This is a genomic window from Micromonospora polyrhachis (genome assembly GCF_014203835.1).
GTDB classification, from domain to species: domain Bacteria; phylum Actinomycetota; class Actinomycetes; order Mycobacteriales; family Micromonosporaceae; genus Micromonospora_H; species Micromonospora_H polyrhachis.
Window position 1 is genome coordinate 3,805,570 of record NZ_JACHJW010000001.1, and the last position, 17,163, is coordinate 3,822,732.

13 protein-coding genes and 1 riboswitch are annotated in these 17,163 nt (G+C 70.5%); of the genes, 7 read left to right on the forward strand and 6 right to left on the reverse strand.

Annotation, left to right across the window (positions count from 1 at the left end; all coding sequences use genetic code 11):
* Nucleotide 1: 1 nt before the first annotated feature.
* Together FHR38_RS16580 and FHR38_RS16585 are read right to left on the reverse strand one after the other, a co-directional pair.
* Nucleotides 2-1,750, reverse strand: a complete 1,749-nt coding sequence (locus FHR38_RS16580) for a vWA domain-containing protein (RefSeq protein ID WP_184535523.1) — start codon at nucleotides 1,748-1,750, stop codon at nucleotides 2-4.
* A 37-nt stretch (nucleotides 1,751-1,787) separates the two neighbouring features.
* On the reverse strand, nucleotides 1,788-3,107 hold the full coding sequence (locus FHR38_RS16585; RefSeq protein ID WP_184535524.1) for a serine/threonine-protein kinase: 1,320 nt from the start codon (nucleotides 3,105-3,107) through the stop codon (nucleotides 1,788-1,790).
* A gap of 194 nt (nucleotides 3,108-3,301) precedes the next feature.
* Between FHR38_RS16585 and FHR38_RS16590 the strand changes: the two genes are divergently transcribed.
* On the forward strand, nucleotides 3,302-5,128 hold the full coding sequence (locus FHR38_RS16590; protein WP_184535525.1) for a glycerol-3-phosphate dehydrogenase/oxidase: 1,827 nt from the start codon (nucleotides 3,302-3,304) through the stop codon (nucleotides 5,126-5,128).
* 68 nt (nucleotides 5,129-5,196) lie between these two features.
* Nucleotides 5,197-5,757: a protealysin inhibitor emfourin gene (locus FHR38_RS16595; RefSeq protein ID WP_184535526.1), complete on the forward strand. Its 561-nt coding sequence runs from the start codon at nucleotides 5,197-5,199 to the stop codon at nucleotides 5,755-5,757.
* A 16-nt stretch (nucleotides 5,758-5,773) separates the two neighbouring features.
* Here FHR38_RS16595 and FHR38_RS16600 read toward each other — a convergent pair whose 3' ends face one another.
* The gene (locus FHR38_RS16600) at nucleotides 5,774-7,174 is read right to left on the reverse strand and encodes an FAD-binding oxidoreductase (protein WP_184535527.1); all 1,401 of its coding nucleotides are present in this window, start codon (nucleotides 7,172-7,174) and stop codon (nucleotides 5,774-5,776) included.
* A 227-nt stretch (nucleotides 7,175-7,401) separates the two neighbouring features.
* Here FHR38_RS16600 and FHR38_RS16605 point away from each other — a divergent pair, with 227 nt between their 5' ends.
* A complete protein-coding gene (locus FHR38_RS16605; RefSeq protein WP_184535528.1) occupies nucleotides 7,402-8,661 on the forward strand; it encodes an FUSC family protein in 1,260 nt (419 codons plus the stop codon).
* A 9-nt stretch (nucleotides 8,662-8,670) separates the two neighbouring features.
* Here FHR38_RS16605 and FHR38_RS16610 read toward each other — a convergent pair whose 3' ends face one another.
* The gene (locus tag FHR38_RS16610; protein WP_184535529.1) at nucleotides 8,671-9,978 is read right to left on the reverse strand and encodes an aminotransferase class V-fold PLP-dependent enzyme; all 1,308 of its coding nucleotides are present in this window, start codon (nucleotides 9,976-9,978) and stop codon (nucleotides 8,671-8,673) included.
* Between the two features lie 48 nt (nucleotides 9,979-10,026).
* A riboswitch (SAM riboswitch) is annotated at nucleotides 10,027-10,193 on the reverse strand.
* A 24-nt stretch (nucleotides 10,194-10,217) separates the two neighbouring features.
* Between FHR38_RS16610 and FHR38_RS16615 the strand changes: the two genes are divergently transcribed.
* Nucleotides 10,218-11,783: a PrsW family intramembrane metalloprotease gene (locus tag FHR38_RS16615; protein ID WP_184535530.1), complete on the forward strand. Its 1,566-nt coding sequence runs from the start codon at nucleotides 10,218-10,220 to the stop codon at nucleotides 11,781-11,783.
* A 39-nt stretch (nucleotides 11,784-11,822) separates the two neighbouring features.
* Nucleotides 11,823-12,341 (forward strand): GNAT family N-acetyltransferase, encoded by a 519-nt coding sequence (locus tag FHR38_RS16620; protein WP_184535531.1) that lies wholly within the window; start codon nucleotides 11,823-11,825, stop codon nucleotides 12,339-12,341.
* Between the two features lie 55 nt (nucleotides 12,342-12,396).
* Here the strand turns inward: FHR38_RS16620 and FHR38_RS16625 are convergent, their stop codons facing one another.
* Nucleotides 12,397-12,738, reverse strand: coding sequence for a GroES family chaperonin (locus FHR38_RS16625; protein WP_184535532.1), 342 nt, complete (start codon nucleotides 12,736-12,738; stop codon nucleotides 12,397-12,399).
* A 197-nt stretch (nucleotides 12,739-12,935) separates the two neighbouring features.
* Here FHR38_RS16625 and FHR38_RS16630 point away from each other — a divergent pair, with 197 nt between their 5' ends.
* The gene (locus FHR38_RS16630) at nucleotides 12,936-14,234 is read left to right on the forward strand and encodes an AI-2E family transporter (protein ID WP_184535533.1); all 1,299 of its coding nucleotides are present in this window, start codon (nucleotides 12,936-12,938) and stop codon (nucleotides 14,232-14,234) included.
* A 24-nt stretch (nucleotides 14,235-14,258) separates the two neighbouring features.
* Here the strand turns inward: FHR38_RS16630 and FHR38_RS16635 are convergent, their stop codons facing one another.
* Nucleotides 14,259-16,334, reverse strand: coding sequence for an ATP-dependent DNA helicase (locus tag FHR38_RS16635; RefSeq protein WP_221449757.1), 2,076 nt, complete (start codon nucleotides 16,332-16,334; stop codon nucleotides 14,259-14,261).
* Between the two features lie 236 nt (nucleotides 16,335-16,570).
* On the opposite strand from FHR38_RS16635, the gene FHR38_RS16640 reads away from it, so the two are divergent.
* Nucleotides 16,571-17,074, forward strand: coding sequence for a DUF402 domain-containing protein (locus FHR38_RS16640; protein WP_184535535.1), 504 nt, complete (start codon nucleotides 16,571-16,573; stop codon nucleotides 17,072-17,074).
* The last annotated feature ends 89 nt before the right edge of the window (nucleotides 17,075-17,163 follow it).

A 17,163-nucleotide genomic window follows, 5' to 3' on the forward strand; every position in this document is an offset into this window, starting at 1 on the left:
GTCAGCCGGCACCGAAGCTGCGGACCACCAGCTCGAACACCTCGTCGATCTTCTCCGGGTTCTGGGCGTTGAACGCCTTACCTCCCGATGCCTTTGCGATCTTGTCCAACGCGGCCAGATCGGAGTCCTTGTCAAAGGCGATGCAGAAGACCTTTACCGGCCGCTCCGGGTCCAACCTGATGTCCCGGAGCAATGCGGCGAGGTCGTTGTCGACCGGGTCCGTGTTCTCGCCGTCGGTCAACACCACAACCGCGTTGATTCGGTTGGGATCGTACTTCTTGAGCAGGTGCTGGTGGGCTGCTCGCACCGTTGCGTAGAGCGCGGTATCGCCCTCGGCGCGTAGCTCTGCGAGTTTGCCGGCGAAGACCCCGTGGTCGAACTTCGAGAGCGGTATCCGCTCACTGTAGGGCGCCTTCGGGTGCTGCTTGGACGAGAACGACCACAGCGCGACCCGGTCCTCGGCGCCCAACAGGGCGAGACCCTTCCCCGCGGCTTCGGTCGCCTTCTGCAACCGGTACGGGTTGTTGGGATCCTTCATCGAACCAGAGGTGTCGATGGCGAAGAGGATGTTCGCCTTCTTGCTGAGCTTCTTCCAGTTTTCCAGGATCGCGTTTACCACAGCGGGGTCCGGCTCGGCGAAGTATGCCCGCGCCGGGGCACCGTACGCCTCCATCGACTTGATGGCGTCCGCCGAGGCGTTGCCGTTCCGATCACGGAGACCGCTGTCACGGACAACTTTCTGCTGCTGCTCCTCCTGTAGGAACTTCCGGAAATCGTCAGCGGCCAGCCGCTGCTCTTCGTTCAGCCCGGGCAGCACCACGTACGGATGGTTGAGCTGGTACGTCCCCTCCCGGGGATGGAGTACGGCCAGCGGCATCCTGGGCGGCACGCCCTCCGGGCTCAGTTTTCCCTTGTTGTACAGGTAGACCAGCGACTCCTGCATCACCATCGCGCTGATGTCGGCCCGGGTGCTGTCGTCCCCGCGCGACAGGTCCGCCTCGGCGCGACGCCTGAGCAGGTCGACGACGTCGTCGGTGTAGTGCGAGACGTTGGCCTCGATGCCGCGCACGAACTGGGTGACCTCGGGCCTGTTCAGGTCGTTCACGGTCAGGTCACGGGTCTTCTTGGTCGCCGCATAGTACGTCGCGATGGTGGCTGCCAGTCCAGAGGTGGACAGGGCGGGGTTGTCCTTGCTGAAGGCGAACTTTCCCCACTCGGGGTGCCCGAAAGTGGCCCAGCCGTCCTGGTTGGACACGCCTAGGACATCTCCCCAGCCGAACCCTCCGCTGTGCTTCTGGAGCGCGGCGCCCTGCTCCTTCGGGATGGCGATGACCAGTGGGCTGTTCGCTATCGACGGATAACTGCCGAGCGGAAGGGCGTCCGGGTTCCGTAGTGTCAACTGCTCGGTCCAGAGGGTGGAGGTCGGCAGCCAGACCTGTGGTCTGCCGTCCATCTCCGTGCCGTCCTTCTTCCACCCGACCGCCAGCGCCTCCATCGCTTCGCCCGAGTTGAGACCGTGCACGGTCACGGCGGCGCAATGCCCCCCGAAGCGTCGGTCCTTGCTGTTGTAGTCCTCGGCGATATCGCTGATCAGTGAGCTCTTCTCCGAAGAGGAACTGACCACCAGTGGAACGCATCCGGTCGGGTCCGGCCGGACGACCAGATAGGTCGCGGTGATGACCCCGAGCCCGGCGACCACGGCCACTACGTACGGCAGCCAGGAGCGAGTGGCTACTCTGCCGGAAACCATCGAACCTCCACTAGCTGGGTGTCGGGAACGAACACGGTCATCCGTCCCGCGAGTCAGGACCTGAGGTGGACGGCGGCGCGGAGGTGGTTTGCCTGGCGGTCGAAAGGGTGCTGGTGGAATCTGCCCGGCCGCCCAGCGCGGTGGCGACCAGGACGCGCACTCCGTAGACCACGGCGAACGTCACGGCGCCGGTAGTCGCCGCGGTGCTGGCCTCAACGGACGCGGCGTAGCCGACCGCCGTCCCGACCATTCCGAGGAAGATCGCGGTCGAGATGCCCCAGACGTCCGTGCACTCCCGACGCAACCGTCGGGACCAGGTGCTTCGTCGTACGGGCTCGGGCTGGGTCCGGATGGTCGGTGTCAGGGTCGGCGCCGGGGCGGTCTGTGCTGGTATCGGGGCCGGCATGGTCTGCGCCGGGGTGGTCCGCGCCGGCCGACTGGCCGTCGGGTGGGCGGGTACCGGTGCGGTGGCCCGGACGTTGCCTTCCCGGAGGACCGCGTCAAGCGGCATGGTCGTTGAGGATCGGGCGGTGTATCCGAGCAGCCGCAGCAGAACCTGCTCGGCGGTGGGGCGGAACTGTGGGTCCTTGTGCAGGCACTCCCTGATCAGCTCATGGAGCGCATCGGGTAGTCCGGGTAGGTCGGGCGGAGCGTAGAGCACCCGTTGCATCACGGCACTGATCGAGTCGTTGCCGAACGGCGGTCGGCCGGATGCCGCGTACGCCATGGTCGCCGCCCAGGCGAACACGTCACTCGCGGGACCGACATCGTGGTTGCGGAACCGCTCCGGGGCCATGTACGGCGCGGTGCCCATGATCTGCCTGGTCATCGTCTCGGTGAGGTCGAGAGCCCGGGCGATGCCGAAGTCGATGACCCGTGGGCCGTCCACGCCGAGAATGACGTTGTCCGGCTTCAGGTCGCAGTGGATCACGTCCGAGCGGTGGATCGTGGTGAGTGCGGTGGCGATGCCGACGGCCAACCGGTGCAACGCGTTCCCGGAGATCGGACCCTGCTCCCGGACGTGCCGGTGCAGCGTGGGCCCCTGGATGAACTCGCTGACCACATATGGTGAGTCCCCGTCCACCTCGGCGAAGAGGATCTGCGCGGTACAGAAGGACGCGACCCGCCGGGCAGCGGCGATCTCCCTGACGAACCGTGACCTGGCTCGGGGATCCGGGCCCAGGTTGTTGATCACCTTCACCGCGACGCGCTGCCCCGTGCCGTCCTGCCCCAGGTAGACGACGCCCTGTCCGCCCGCACCCAGCCGGCCGAGCAGGCGATATGGCCCGACCGACCGTGGATCATGCGAACTCAGCGGTGTGATATCCGGCATCGCCACCCCTGTCCGCCCGACCATCCAGGTCAATGTGTCCGTCGGCCAGGCAGGCCAAGCTGTGGACGACACGGGTATGGTGCCACGTTCGCGCCACTGACGAGAATATATGTGAGAGGGGTGGCGGCACCGGCTCAGCCGGGTCGGGGCCGAGGCGGAGAGCCCCGACGTCTGGATCACACTGCACTGCCCGACGGCCGGCGGGCTACCGTGGAGGGGTGCGTGACCCCAACGTCTCCCGGTACGTCGCTGGCCAGCTCTCCCCGACCCGACGCGCGGCCGATCTGCGGCGACTGCGCAGCGAACGTTTCGACGTGCTCGTCATCGGTGGCGGGGTGACCGGTGCCGGCGCGGCTCTGGACGCCGCCTCCCGGGGCCTGAAGGTTGCCCTGGTCGAGGCGCGTGACTACGCGGCTGGCACGTCCAGCCGGTCCAGCAAACTGATCCACGGCGGGCTGCGCTACCTGGAGCAGTTGGAGCTCGGGCTGGTCCACGAGGCGCTCACCGAGCGGGGGCTGCTGGCCACCCGGCTCGCCCCGCACCTGGTCCGCCCGGTGCCGATCCTGGTGCCGCTGCCCGCCCACGCCGGGGCGTCCGGGCTGGCCGCCCGCGCCTGGCAACGGTCCTACTACGGTGCCGGGGTGGCGGCCTACGACGCGTTCGCCGGGGTCTTCGGCGGAGGCCGGGGCATGCCGCTGCATCGCCACCTGACCCGCGAGGGGACCCGGCGCGTCTTCCCGGGCCTGCGGCCGGACGCGGTCGCCGGGGCGATCCGCTACTACGACGGTCAGGTCGACGACGCCCGGCTGGTGGTCACCCTGGCCCGTACCGCGGCGAGCCTCGGTGCGACCGTCGTGACCAGTGCCCGCGCCGTCGGCCTGCTGCGGCAGGCGCGCGAGGTGACCGGGGTGCGGGTCCGCGACATGGAGGCCCGGCCGGGCTCACCCGACGCCGAGTTCGAGGTGCGCGCCCGTACGGTGATCGCGGCCACCGGCGTCTGGACCGACGACATGTCGCGGATGCTCAACGACGTGGGGCTCCGCCCCGGCCTGCGGGTCCGGGCGTCCAAGGGGGTGCACCTGGTGGTGCCCCGTTCGGCGATCAGTGGCGAGGCGGGGCTGATCCTGCGTACGGCGACGTCGGTGCTCTTCGTCATCCCGTGGGGCGGGCACTGGATCATCGGCACCACGGACACCGACTGGCAACTCGACCGCTCCCACCCGGCGGCCTCGGCCCACGACATCGAATACCTGTTGAACCAGGTCAACCCGGTCCTCGAACGACCGTTGTCCACATCGGACATCGAAGGCGTGTACGCCGGGCTGCGTCCGCTGCTCGCCGGTGAGGCCGACTCGACCTCCAAGCTCTCCCGCGAGCACGCGGTCTTCGAGCCGATGCTCGGCCTGCTGCTGGTCGCCGGCGGCAAGTACACCACCTATCGGGTGATGGCCGCCGACGTGGTGGACCAGGCGGTTCGGCGGCTCGGTGCTGGACGCCCGTCGCGTACCGCCGATCTGCCGCTGTTGGGGGCGGACGGCTACGCCACGATGTGGCGGGACCGGGCCGACCTGGCTCGCCGGCACGGCACGCCGGTGGGCGTGGTGGAACACCTGCTGGAGCGCTACGGCACCCTCACCATCGAGTTGCTGGACCTGATCGCGGCCGAGCCGCTGTTGGGATCGCCGCTGGCCGGGGCACCGGAATACCTGGCCGCCGAGGTCGCGTACGCGGCTCGGGCCGAAGGGGCACTACACCTGGACGACGTGCTGACCCGGCGTACCCGGATCTCGTTCGAGACCACGCACCGGGGCACCGAGTCGGCCGAACACGCGGCCGAGATCATGGGAGCGGTGCTGGGCTGGGACGACACCGTACGGGCCCGGGAGGTCGAGCACTACCTGGCCCGGGTGGCGGCGGAACGGCAGTCGCAGCAGATGCCGGACGACGCCACCGCGGACGCGGCTCGGCTCGGTGCGCCGGATGTCCGGGGCTTCGCCGCCGACCGGGGAATCGAGGAGGGAGTGCCCGAGGGGCAGCAGCACTGAGTTGCCTCTCCACCCGTCCACGCGCCGGGCGGCACCGCACCGTCGACGAGTTGCCGTACGGTGGGCGAATGGGCATTCATCGCGGGCGATATCTTCTGCCGTTGGCCGTCACCGGCGCACTGCTGGTGCTCGTAACGGCCGGATGCACGGGGGGTGGGAACCCGTCGCCAGCGCCGGGTGGCTCCACTCCGACCCCCGAGCCGTCGACGAGTACCCCGTCCGGGCCGGTCGGGACCTCACCCGGTCAGCCGCCGGTCGGGACCTCACCCGGTCACCCGCCGGCCGGTGACGGCGCGGTCACGATCGTCCGTACCGGCGGTTTCGCGGGCGTCTGGCAGTCCCTGACCGTTGCCGGCGACGGTAGGTGGACCTACCACGATCGCCCGAACGACCGGGACGTGGAGACCGGTGCGCTCACCGCCGCACAGCGGACGCGACTGCGTACGCTGCTGGCCGACCCGGCCCTGGCTGCCGAGGCCACCCGCAAGCCCGGCCCGCCCGCCTGCGCTGACGGCTTCTCCTACACCCTGACCACCGGTTCGTCGACCGTCTCCTGGCTGGATTGCGGCGACGCCCCGAAGACCGCCGGCTCGGTGGTCCGGCTGTTGGAGGACGCTACCGCCCTGTAGCTCCAGCGCTGATGGATTAGAGAATCTTGCCCGGGTTGAACAGACCGGTCGGATCCAGCGCCGCCTTGATCGCCTGGTGCACGCGTACCCCCACCGGGCCGATCTCCTGGGCCAACCACTCCCGCTTGAGCAGGCCGACCCCGTGCTCGCCGGTACAGGTCCCGCCCATCGCGAGCGCGAGCCGCATGATCTCGTCAAAGGCCCGCCGGCCCCGCTCGACGCTGGCCGGGTCGGCCCGGTCGACCACGATGTTCGGGTGCATGTTGCCGTCCCCGGCGTGCCCCACCACCCCGATCGCCACGCCACACTCCTCGGCGATGCGCTCCACCCCGTCGAGCAGGGCGGCCAGCGACCCCCGGGGGACCGCCACATCGTCGATGATCAGGCCACCGTTGCCGCCGGGGAACGCCTCGGCGGCGAACCGCTCCATCGCCGGATGGGCCATCCGCCGGGCCTGCAACAACGCGGCGGCCTCGATCTGGTCGGTCGCCGCGAACACCTCGTCCGCCCCGGCCGCCTCGCACACCTCGGCCAGTCGTTCCAGGTCCGCCGCGGCCCGGGGACCGGTGTCGGACGCGGCGAGCAGCAGGGCACGGGCGTCCGTACGCAACCCCATCGGCTGATGTGCCTCGATTGCCCGCAGGTGGGTCTGGTCCAGCAACTCCAGCAGACTCGGGGTGAGGCCCCGGGCGGAGATCTCGGCCACCGCCGTCCCGGCCGCCGCCGTGGACGGGAAGACCGCGACCAGGGTCAGTGACTCCTCCGGGGCGGGCCGCAGGGCGACGGTGATCTCGGTGATCACCCCGAGGGTGCCCTCCGAGCCGACGAAGAGCCGGGTCAGGTCGTAGCCGGCGACCCCCTTGGCGGTACGACGGCCGGTGCGCAGCACCTCACCGGAGGCGAGCACCACCTCCAGCCCGAGCACGTACTCGGTGGTCACGCCGTACTTGACGCAGCACATGCCGCCGGCGTTGGTGGAGACGTTCCCGCCGATGGTGGACGACTCCCAGGAGCCCGGGTCGGGCGGGTAACGCAGGCCGAGCTTGCCGACCTCGCCCGCCAGCACGGCGTTGACCACGCCCGGCTGTACCACGGCGATGCGGTTGACCGGATCGATCTCCAGGATCTCGGCCATCGCGGCGGTGGAGAGGACCACCGCACCATCGACGGCGTTGGCCGCACCAGCCAACCCGGTCCGGGCCCCCTGGGGCACCACCGGAACCCCGTATCGCGCGGCGGTCTGGACCACCGCGACGACCTCGGCGGTGTTGCGGGGGCGGGTGACCACGGCCGGCATCCCGGCCACGCACAGATCCGCCTCGTCCCGCTGGTAGCCGCGGAGCAGGTCAGGATCGGTCAAGACGCCGTCGTCGCCGAGGGCAGCCCGGAGGTCGTCGAGCAGAGGGGTACCAGTCACGCCTGAAGAGGCTATCCGGCAGATACCGACTCGACCATCGCCGGTCCCGCCGGGGTCGTCGGCACTGTGGGGTTGCTTCCGTCCGGACCACCAGCTATCCGGTCCCGCCCGGACCACCAGCTATCCGGTCCCGCCCGGGGCACCAGCCTGTTGGTCCAGGCGGGCTGTCGAGGCAGGGACAGGCGTGGCTGACGATTCAGCCGGCTTAGGGCGGGTAGTCCCGGCTCATGGCCACGCGGAAGGAGTCGAGGGAGTCGAAGGAGCGGAAGGGCAGGTCGAGCAAACTACACATAGACGGAGTCGCGCTCGACACCGACGCCCAGCGCATCTCCGAGGCCGTGACGCAGTTGCGTCGTAGGTCCGTCCTGACACTGGAGGACCGGGTCTACCGGGTGCGGATCAATTTCGGCCTCGCCGCGCAGGCCGCTCTCGCCGCCGCGCTGGCCTGGACCGTCGGCCACGAGGTGCTGGGCAATCCGGAACCGGTCTTCGCCCCGATCGCGGCGGTCGGCACCATCGCCTCCTCACTCGGCCAGCGGCTGCGCCGGACCTTTGAACTGATCGTCGGGGTGGCGCTGGGCATCGCCGTCGGCGACGGACTGCTGATCGCCATCGGCACCGGGCCGTGGCAACTCGGTCTCATCGTCGGGCTCTCCATCATCGTCTCCATCGCGCTAGGTGGCGGCCCTGCGGTGGTGACCCAGGCGGCGGCCACCGGCGTGCTGATCGCCACGCTCAGCCCGACCACTCGGAACCTGGAGTTCCCCCGGGTCATTGACGCCCTGGTGGGCGGGATCGTCGGGCTGCTGGTGGTGGCGGTCCTGCTGCCGGCCAATCCGTTGCGGCTGGTGGACAAGACCGCGCGCCGAGCCCTCGACATCCTGACCAAACAGCTCTCGACAACGGCGGACGCGCTTTCCGCCGGGGATGCCAAGCAGGCGCAGCATGCCCTGGACTGCCTCCAGGAGGTCGAGGAGCGGATGGACGAGTTGCAGGACGCGCTGGAGGGCGGGCGGGAGACCGTACTCCTTTCTCCGGTCCGCTGGCACCGGCGCGGTGCCCTGGTGCGATACGTGGAGAGTGCCGAGTTCATCAACCACGCGGTGCACAACAGCGGCACCCTGGTCCGGCGGGCGGTCACCGTGCTGGAGGACGGTGAACCGGTGCCGCCGACCCTGCCGCTGGCGGTGTCCAACCTCGCCGACACGGTGCGCCAACTGGTCCAGGAACTGGGCCGGGGCGCCAGACCCGAGGCGACCCGGGAGTTGGCGCTGCGCGCGGTCAGCGAGGCCGGCCGGGCCTACGAAGACGGGGTCGGCTTCTCCGGCAGCGTGGTGGTGGCGCAGGTCCGGACCACCGCGAGCGACCTGCTCCGGGCCACCGGTCTGGAGCGGTCCGAGGCCAACCAACTGGTACGCCAGGCGATCGGCAACGCCACGCAGTCCACGGCGGAGATGTCCCCGCACACCCACACCGAGGACTTCTGACGGTGCGGCTCAGCCGACGGTGGGCAGCGCGTCGAGCAGCCGGTCGATCTCCTCGGCGGTGCTGCCCAGGCCGATGCTGGCCCGTAACGCGGTTGCCGGCAGGTCGGCGCGCCCGCTCCGGGCCGACGCTTCGGCGAGGAGTCGTCGGGCCAGCGGATGAGCGCAGAAGAGACCGTCCCGTACCCCGATGCCGTGTTCGTTGGCGAGTACGGCGGCCACCTCCGCGGAATCCCGACCGGCGACCACGAAGGACACGATGCCCACCCGGGGCGAGTCGGGGGCGAACGTGCTCAACTCCACCACGCCGGGGAGGGCGGTGAGACCGCTGCGAAGCCGACTGAGCAGGGCCTGCTCGCTGGCGCAGAGCGCGGCCCGGTCCGCCGTGTCGAGCGCGGCACAGACCGCGCCCAGGGCGACCGCGCCGAGCAGGTTGGGGGTGCCGGCTTCGTGCCGGCCCGGGCCGGTGTTCCACCGTACGTCGTGGGTCGCGGCACCGACGTACGCCGTGGCCCCGCCCCCGGCCAGGTACGGCGGTGCGGCGTCGAGCCAGTCCGCCCGTCCCACCAACGCACCGGTCCCGAACGGTGCGTAGAGCTTGTGTCCGGATATCGCCAGGTAGTCGACTTCGAGGTCGCTGACACTTACCGGCACGTGGGGGGCGAGTTGGGCCGCGTCGACCGCGATCCGTGCCCCGTGCCGCCGGGCGATCAGGGACAGTTCGGTGACTGGCCAGCACTCTCCGGTGACGTTGCTGGCCCCGGTCACGGCGACCAGGATCGGTGCCGTGCCGTCCGTACCCCGGCGTAGCTCGCGTAGCGCGGCGTCCAGCGCCCGGACGGCGGATCCCGGGGAGGCGGGCACCGGTAGCCGTACCGTGCCGATGGGCCAGGGCAGCAGGTTGGCGTGGTGCTCGCCGTCGAAGGTGACCACTCGGGTGCCGGTGGGCAGCACCCGGGCCAGCAGGTTCAGCGCGTCGGTGGTGTTGCGGGTGAAGACGACGTGGTCGTCGGGGCGGGCTCCCAGGAAGTCGCCTACGGTCTGTCGGGCCCGCTCGTAGGCGAGGGTGCAGCGTTGCGACAGCGCGCCAGCGCCCCGATGCACGCTGGCGTACCAGGGGAGTAGCTCGGCCACCGCGTCGGCCGCCACCTGCGCGCACGGCGCGGTGGCCGCGTAGTCGAGGTTGATCTGACCGGCGACCCCGAGGACGCCGAGCGCACCGGGTCGGGCGGGGGCCTTCGGACCGGTACGGCCGAGGCGGCGGCGCGGTGCCGTCCACGGTACGGACACAGCGGGCAGGGGGGAACGAGAAGTGCGCATCGGGGTGACCCTCCGGCAGTCCAGGGACCCCGGGTGCAAAGGGGACGGGGTCCGCGCTTGCCCAGCACACGGATCGGGCTGGGCCCGGTCATCACCCGGGGCACCCCACCGCGAACCTCTAGGAGGGTTGCCGGCCAGCAAGCCGGGGCTTCGACCACCGGCCGACAGGCGATGGGCCTGGGGGCGGTGATCGTTGGTCGCTGGCACTCGTGACCTGCGCTGGAGCATAGCGGGCATGGATGCGTCCCGGAAACCCGGTGGTGGGTGGATACGCTGACCGCATGGCCGACACCCCACCCGGCGGTGCCCCGCACCCGTCGCCGCCGCCCTCACCCGCCGGTCCGACGTATCCGTCGGCCGCACCGCAGCCGGCTACCGGCCCGGTGGTGGTGCAGGCGCGCAAGAGTGGACTGACCTGGTTGCGTGTCCTGGTCATGGTGGGCGCGATCCTGTTCATCGCCGCCTGCGCCGTCTACATGCTCTTCGAACTCGGTGAGAGTCTCGGGGTCACCGCGCTGCTGATCGGTCTCGGTGCGGCGATCCTCCCGGTTCCGGTACTGGTGGCCTGCTTCCTCTGGCTCGACCGGTATGAGCCCGAGCCGATGAAGTACCTCGTCTTCTGCTTCGCCTGGGGGGCGTTCGTCTCCACCGCCGCGTCGTTGAACGTCAACGGCTGGGCGGCGAGTCTCTTCTCCGACTGGGGACTGCCGGACGCGCTGGTGGCGGTGCTGGTCGCCCCGTTCATCGAGGAGCTGACCAAGACCCTCGGGCCGATCCTGCTGCTGATCTTCCGGCGGCGTGAATGGTCCGGCATCACCGACGGTCTTGTCTACTGTGGACTTTCGGCGGTCGGGTTCGCGATGGTGGAGAACATCCTCTACCTCGGCGGGCACGGCTACGCCGCCGGTGCGGAGCAGTACGGCCCGGCCACCGGGGCACAGCAGGTATTCCTCATCTTCATCATGCGGATCCTGCTGTCCGGGTTCGCCCATCCGCTGTTCACCTCGATGGCCGGGGTCGGACTGGGGATCGCCGCCCGGTCGGCCGACCGCCGGGTCCGGTTTCTCGCCCCGGTGGCCGGGCTGCTGCTGGCGATGATGCTGCACGGCACCTGGAACCTCGTGCCGTCACTGGTCCAGGCCACCGGCGAGGCGTTGATCCTGCTCTACGGCTACATCGGGCTGATGGTGCCGATCTTCTTCGGCATGGTCGGGCTGGCCATCTGGCTACGCGGTTGGGAGGGACGGCTCGTCGAACGCACCCTGCCCGACTACGTCCACGCCGGCTGGCTCACCCCGCCGGAGGTCGCCTCACTCGCCAGCCTCGGCCGGCGACACTCGGCCCGACGCTGGGCCCGCCGGGTAGCCGGGGACGCCGGTGCCAAGGCGATGCAGGGCTACCAACTCGCCGCGACCCGACTGGCCCTGCTCCGCGACGGGCTACGGCGGGGGCTGGACACCAAACCGGCCGCCCTCGCCCGGATCGCCCAGGAGGAGCAGCAGTTGCTGGCCGAGATATCCGCCTGCCGGCAGGTCTTCGTCGGCCGCGACCCACAGGCACCGGTCGGTATCTGGGACGGTGTCCGCTATCACCTGGTCTTCCCGGATGGCGTCAGGCGTGCGGTGGCCGCCCCGGAGGAGCCGGTGGTGCCGGTACCGGTCGTGCTGGCCCCACCGCCGATGCCAGCCACTCCCGGTGGCTACCGGCCACCGGCCGGGCCGTACGGTCCGCCGTACCGCGTCCCGCCGCCGGGCGGGCTACCCGTCTCGCGGCCCACCGGGAACTGGGGAGCCCCGCCGACATAGCGGTTACGGATCTCCACCACAGAGAAATCGAGAGCTGCTGTGCCAACCCATGAGCTGGTCATCTGCCCGGCGACAGCCGGGGATCTGGACGTGGTTGGCGACATCTACGCCCACTACGTCACCAGCAGCGTCGCCACGTTCGACGAGAATCCACCCGAGGCCTCCGACTGGCAGCGCAAGCTCGACGATCTGAACGCCCGCCACCTTCCGTTCCTGATCGCGAGAGCCGGCGACGAGATAGTCGGATTTGCCTACGCCGCTCCCTGGCGCGTGAAACCGGCCTATCGGTACTCGGTCGAGGACACGATCTACCTCGCACCCGACCGGACCGGCCGTGGAACGGGCCGTGCGTTGCTGGATGCCCTGCTGCGCCAATGTGCGGCAAGCGGCGTACGGCAGGTCATCGCGGTCATCGCCGACACCGGCAGCGACGCGTCGGTCACGCTGCACCGTTCCGTCGGTTTTCGCGAGGTGGGCAGACTGACCGGGGTGGGGCACAAACACGGTCGCTGGATCGACACCGTACTGATGCAACTCGACCTGACCGACCAGAGCTGACGGAGCTGACGTCTCCGCTGGGCCCGCTCACCGGCGTTGGTGAGGCACCGGCACGTCAGAGGTAGAGGCCGGTGGAGTCGGGCTCGACCCGGGCGGCGGCCACCGCGTGCACGTCCCGTTCCCGGAGCATGACGTAACCCCGCCCGTGCAGTTCGACCTCCGAGCGGTCGTCCGGGTCGAAGAGCACCCGGTCGCCGACCACGATGGAACGTACGTTGGGGCCCACGCCGACCGCCGACGCCCAGGACAGCCGGCGACCCATCGAGGCGGTCGCCGGAATGACGATGCCGGCGGTGGAGCGACGCTCACCCTCGTTGCCTTCGAGCTGGACCAGGACGCGGTCGTGCAGCAGGCGGATGGGCAGGCCAGCGTCGTCGTGGTGCGAAACGGCGGTCACGCCCCGAACGCTACCGTGTGCCCCGAGCGAACTCCGATCGTGGTCCGCTCCGACGACGGTCCGGCGGACTTGGCGCGGAAGCGATTACCCGACGGCGGCGCGGGGCAATGTCGGGGAGAAGTCAGGGTTGGCCAATTCCGTTCGGTTTGGCGCTGCCCAGTTAACGTAGGAAGGCCGCAATCAGCCAGGAGGTGCACTTGAGCCGCTTCGAGCAGCTGTGGGCGAGAGTCCGCCGTGCGTACCAGTCGAGTCGCGGCTCAGTGCAGAATGCCGCCCAGGCCCGTCGGCAAATTGGCGCATCTTCCACCGACGGTCCGTTACCGGCCACCCTTGAGGGAGCGGAATCGTCGCTCGCCGACGCGGAGCCGCCGGCCGAGGTTCATCCCTCCACCTCCAGTCGCGACGACGCCGACGTGCCCCACGGCCTGCGTATCGCCGCCGCCTGGGCCTGGCGGCTCGGGGTGATCGGCGTCGTGGGCTGGGCGCTGATCGAGGTGATCGGGACCATCCGGATCGTCGTGATCCCCCTGGCCATCGCAATGCTCCTCTCCGCCCTGCTCGCCCCGGCGGTGGGCTGGTTGCTGCGCGCCCGGTTCCCCCGTTCGCTGGCCACGGCGCTGGTGCTGGTCACCGGACTGGCCGCGGTGATCGGCACGCTCACCCTCGTGGTCAACGAGTTCATTCGGGGCGTCCCGGCGCTGAGCAAGGACGCCACCAAGGGCGTACGGCAGATCCAGGACTGGCTCAAGACCGGCCCCCTGCACCTGTCGGACCGGCAGCTCAACCAGTACATCGACCAGGGGCAGAAGTGGGTGGACGAGAACACCCAGTCGCTGACCAACGGGGCCCTCTCCACCGCCACCACCGTCTTCGAGGTGCTCACCGGCTCCCTGCTGGTGCTCTTCGCCACCTTCTTCTTCCTTCGCGACGGTGGCCGGATCTGGAAGTTCCTGGTCCGGCTCCTTCCCTCCGTCGCCCGTTGGCGGGTGCACGAGGCGGGCAAGGCGTCCTGGGAGACCCTGGTCGCCTACGTCCGAGCCACCGTGCTCGTCGCCTTCATCGACGCGGTCGGAATCGGCATCTTCCTGGTCGTCTTCGACATTCCATTCGCGCTTCCGCTCGCCGCGCTGGTCTTCCTCGGCGCGTTCATCCCGATCGTCGGGGCCACTCTCTCCGGCGCGGTGGCCGTACTGGTGGCGCTGGTCGACAGCGGCTGGGTCACCGCCCTGATCATCCTCGGCGTGGTGGTCGGCGTGCAGCAGATCGAGGGACACATCCTCCAGCCGTTGATCATGGGACGGGCGGTGGCACTGCACCCGCTCGCCGTGGTCATCGCGATCACCGCCGGAGTGGTGCTGGCGGGGGTCGTCGGCGCGTTGGTGTCCGTGCCGCTGCTCGCCGTACTCAACACCGCCATCCGACGGCTATCCGGTCAGCAACGGCCCACCCCGCCACCGGACTCGGTGGTGGTGGCCGCGAAGGCCCCCGGCAGCTGACTCGTCGCCACCGGGGGCGGACGATCACTCGCGTCCCAGCCGCTCCAGGGCACCCCGCGCGATGTCCGGCCGGGTCGTGTACCAGAACGGCGGCAGCGAGCGACGCAGGAACGCCCCGTAGCCGCGCGCGGTCTCCAGCCGGGAGTCGAGCACCGCCACCACGCCCTTGTCACTGGTGGCACGGATCAACCGGCCGACGCCCTGGGCCAGTCGGATCGCGGCGATCGGCACGCTCACCGCGGCGAACCCGGACCCACCGGCCGAGTCGACCGCCGCCGCGCGCGCCGCCGCCAGCGGCTCGTCCGGGCGCGGGAAGGGCAGCCGGTCGATGACCACCAGCTGGCAGGAGTCACCCGGCACATCCACCCCCTGCCAGAGCGACATCACCCCGAACAGGCAGCTCGACCGCTCCTCCCGGAACCGCCGGACGAGCAACGGAAGGGCCTCCTCGCCCTGGAGCAGCACGGGCAGGTCGGTGCGAGCGCGGAGCAGCTCCGCCGCCTGCTGCGCGGCCCGGCGGGACGAGAAGAGCCCAAGGGTACGACCACCGATCGCTTCGACCAGCGCGAGCAACTCCTCGCCGGCCGGCTCGGGCAGCCCGGAGGCGGCCGGTCGGGGCAGGTGCGCCGCGACGTAGAGAATGCCCTGCCGGCCGTAGTCGAACGGCGACCCCACGTCCAGCGACCGCCACCCCGGCCCCTCGTCGGCCCCGGTGGTGCTCGTGTCGGGCGCGGTGGCCTGCTTGGACCGGGTCGCCTTGGTCACCCGTCCGGTGGAAGCGCCGGCAGCGGTCGAGGCGGCCAGCGCCGCTGCCGCAGGGGACGGCTCCGGGGCGGGGGGTGCCTCCAGCCCGAGTGCTCGGGCGACCGTGTCGAACCGGCCGCCGAGGGTGAGCGTGGCGGAGGTGGCTACGACGGTGCGCTCGTCGTACAGGTGGGTGGCGAGCGTGCCCGCGACGGAGAGTGGGGCGACCACCAGCGCCCGGCGTCCGGTGCCGCCGATCTCCGTCTTCTCGACCCAGGCCACGTCGTGCTCGGCCTCCTCCAGCAGGCGCTGGGCGGTGCTGGACAGCTCGTCCAGCACCGCCTTGGCCTGCTGCTTGCGTACCGGGTCCGGGTCGTCGGACTTGATGTCGCCGATCTCGTCGAGCGCGGTGCGGGTGGCGGCGTCGAGCAGCGTGCAGGCCTCCTGCAACGGGGTGGGCAACCCGGTCACGAGCCGCCCGGCGCTCGCCTCGGTCAGCCCGACCGAGAGCGCGTCCCCCGCCTCGGTGAGCAGTTCGGCCGTTTCTGGCCGCAGCACCGGGCGGGCTCGGCGGGCCGCCCGGTCGATCGCCTCCGGGGTGAGTTCGGCCTGGGCGGCCGAGGAAACCCGGTCGGCCAGCTCGTGCGCCTCGTCGACGACCAGCAGTTTGTGCGGCGGCACGATGTGCCGGCCGGCGAGCATGTCCACGGCGAGCAGACTGTGGTTGGTCACCACGATGTCCGCCTCCCGGGCGCGCGCTCGGGACGCCTCGGCGAAGCACTCGTCGCCGTACGGGCAGCGGGCCGCGCCGACGCACTCGCGGGCCGGCATCGACGCCAGCCGCCAGGCTTGCTCGTCCACCCCCGGGTCGAGTTCGTCGCGGTCGCCGGTCACGGTCTCCAGGGCCCAGTCCCGCAGGCGCTGGACCTGTTTGCCCAACCGCCCCGCCTCGCCGAGCCATTTCGTGCCGCCCTGTGCCGATGTCTCGAAGAGGGTGTCCGTCGGCTCATCCTCTGTGGAGTTGTCCAGCCGGGCCAGACACAGATAGTGGTGGCGGCCCTTCAGGACCGCGAACGTGGGGCGGCGGCCCAGCACCGGCTCGACGGCGTCGGCCAGCCGGGGCAGATCATGCTCGACGAGCTGCGACTGTAGGGCCAGCGTGGCGGTGGAGATCACTACCGGACCGTCCACGGTGAGCGCCGGGGCCAGGTAGGCGAGGGACTTCCCGGTGCCGGTACCGGCCTGCACGAGCAGATGGTCGCCGGAGGCGATGCACTCCTCGATCGCCGTGGCCATCTGCTGCTGGCCGGGTCGGGCCGCCCCACCGGGGACCGCGCCGACGGCGGCGGTGAGCAGCTCACCGCTGCTCGGGCGGTCCGACCGGGCGCGGCGGGACTTCCTGACTGTCTTGGTCCCGGGGGTGGTCGAGGTGCTGGTGGCGGTGGTCGGCGCGGTCACCCTGCGACGGTACCGGGCCGTCCTGACAGCGCCGCGCTCATCTGTTGGGAGGGGTGCTTCCTATACAGAATCCGATAGCAAGGGCCCTTTCGTCAGGACGGTCGGGAGTGGCGGGAATCGGTTAGGGTGCGGGAATGCCGAGTGATGTGGTGCGAGTCGTCTACCGCAAGTACGACGGCACCCAACACCGGGACTACCCCGCCCGCCGACTCGCCGAGGACGACCTGGGCGTCTGGCTCGGAGTCGCCAAGGGGACGGAGTCGATCTATCACGGTCGACCGTCGGTGGAGATGATCCCGTTCGTGTTGCTGGTGCCACACGACGCCTGGTGGACCGGGATGTTCAACCCGCCGCCGAGGACCAGCGAGGTCTACTGCGACATCGCCAGTCCGGCCCGGTGGGAGGACGACACGGTCCACCTGGTCGACCTCGATCTTGACGTGGTGCGGCGCCGGACCACCGGCCTGGTCGAGTTGCGCGACGAGGACGAGTTCGCCGAGCACCGGGTGCGGTTCGGCTACCCGGATGATCTCGTCGAGCAGGCCGAGGCGGCGGCGGCCTGGCTGCACGACGCGCTGGGCGACGGCACCGAGCCCTTTGCCACCGCCTACCGGAAGTGGCTCGCTCTGATCGTCTGACCAGGGCATGATCGGCCAACCAGCCGTCAACGGGCTACCCCGTCGGCAGTCGTCCTGTCGTACCCTCACGTGATCTTGATTTTGGGCGT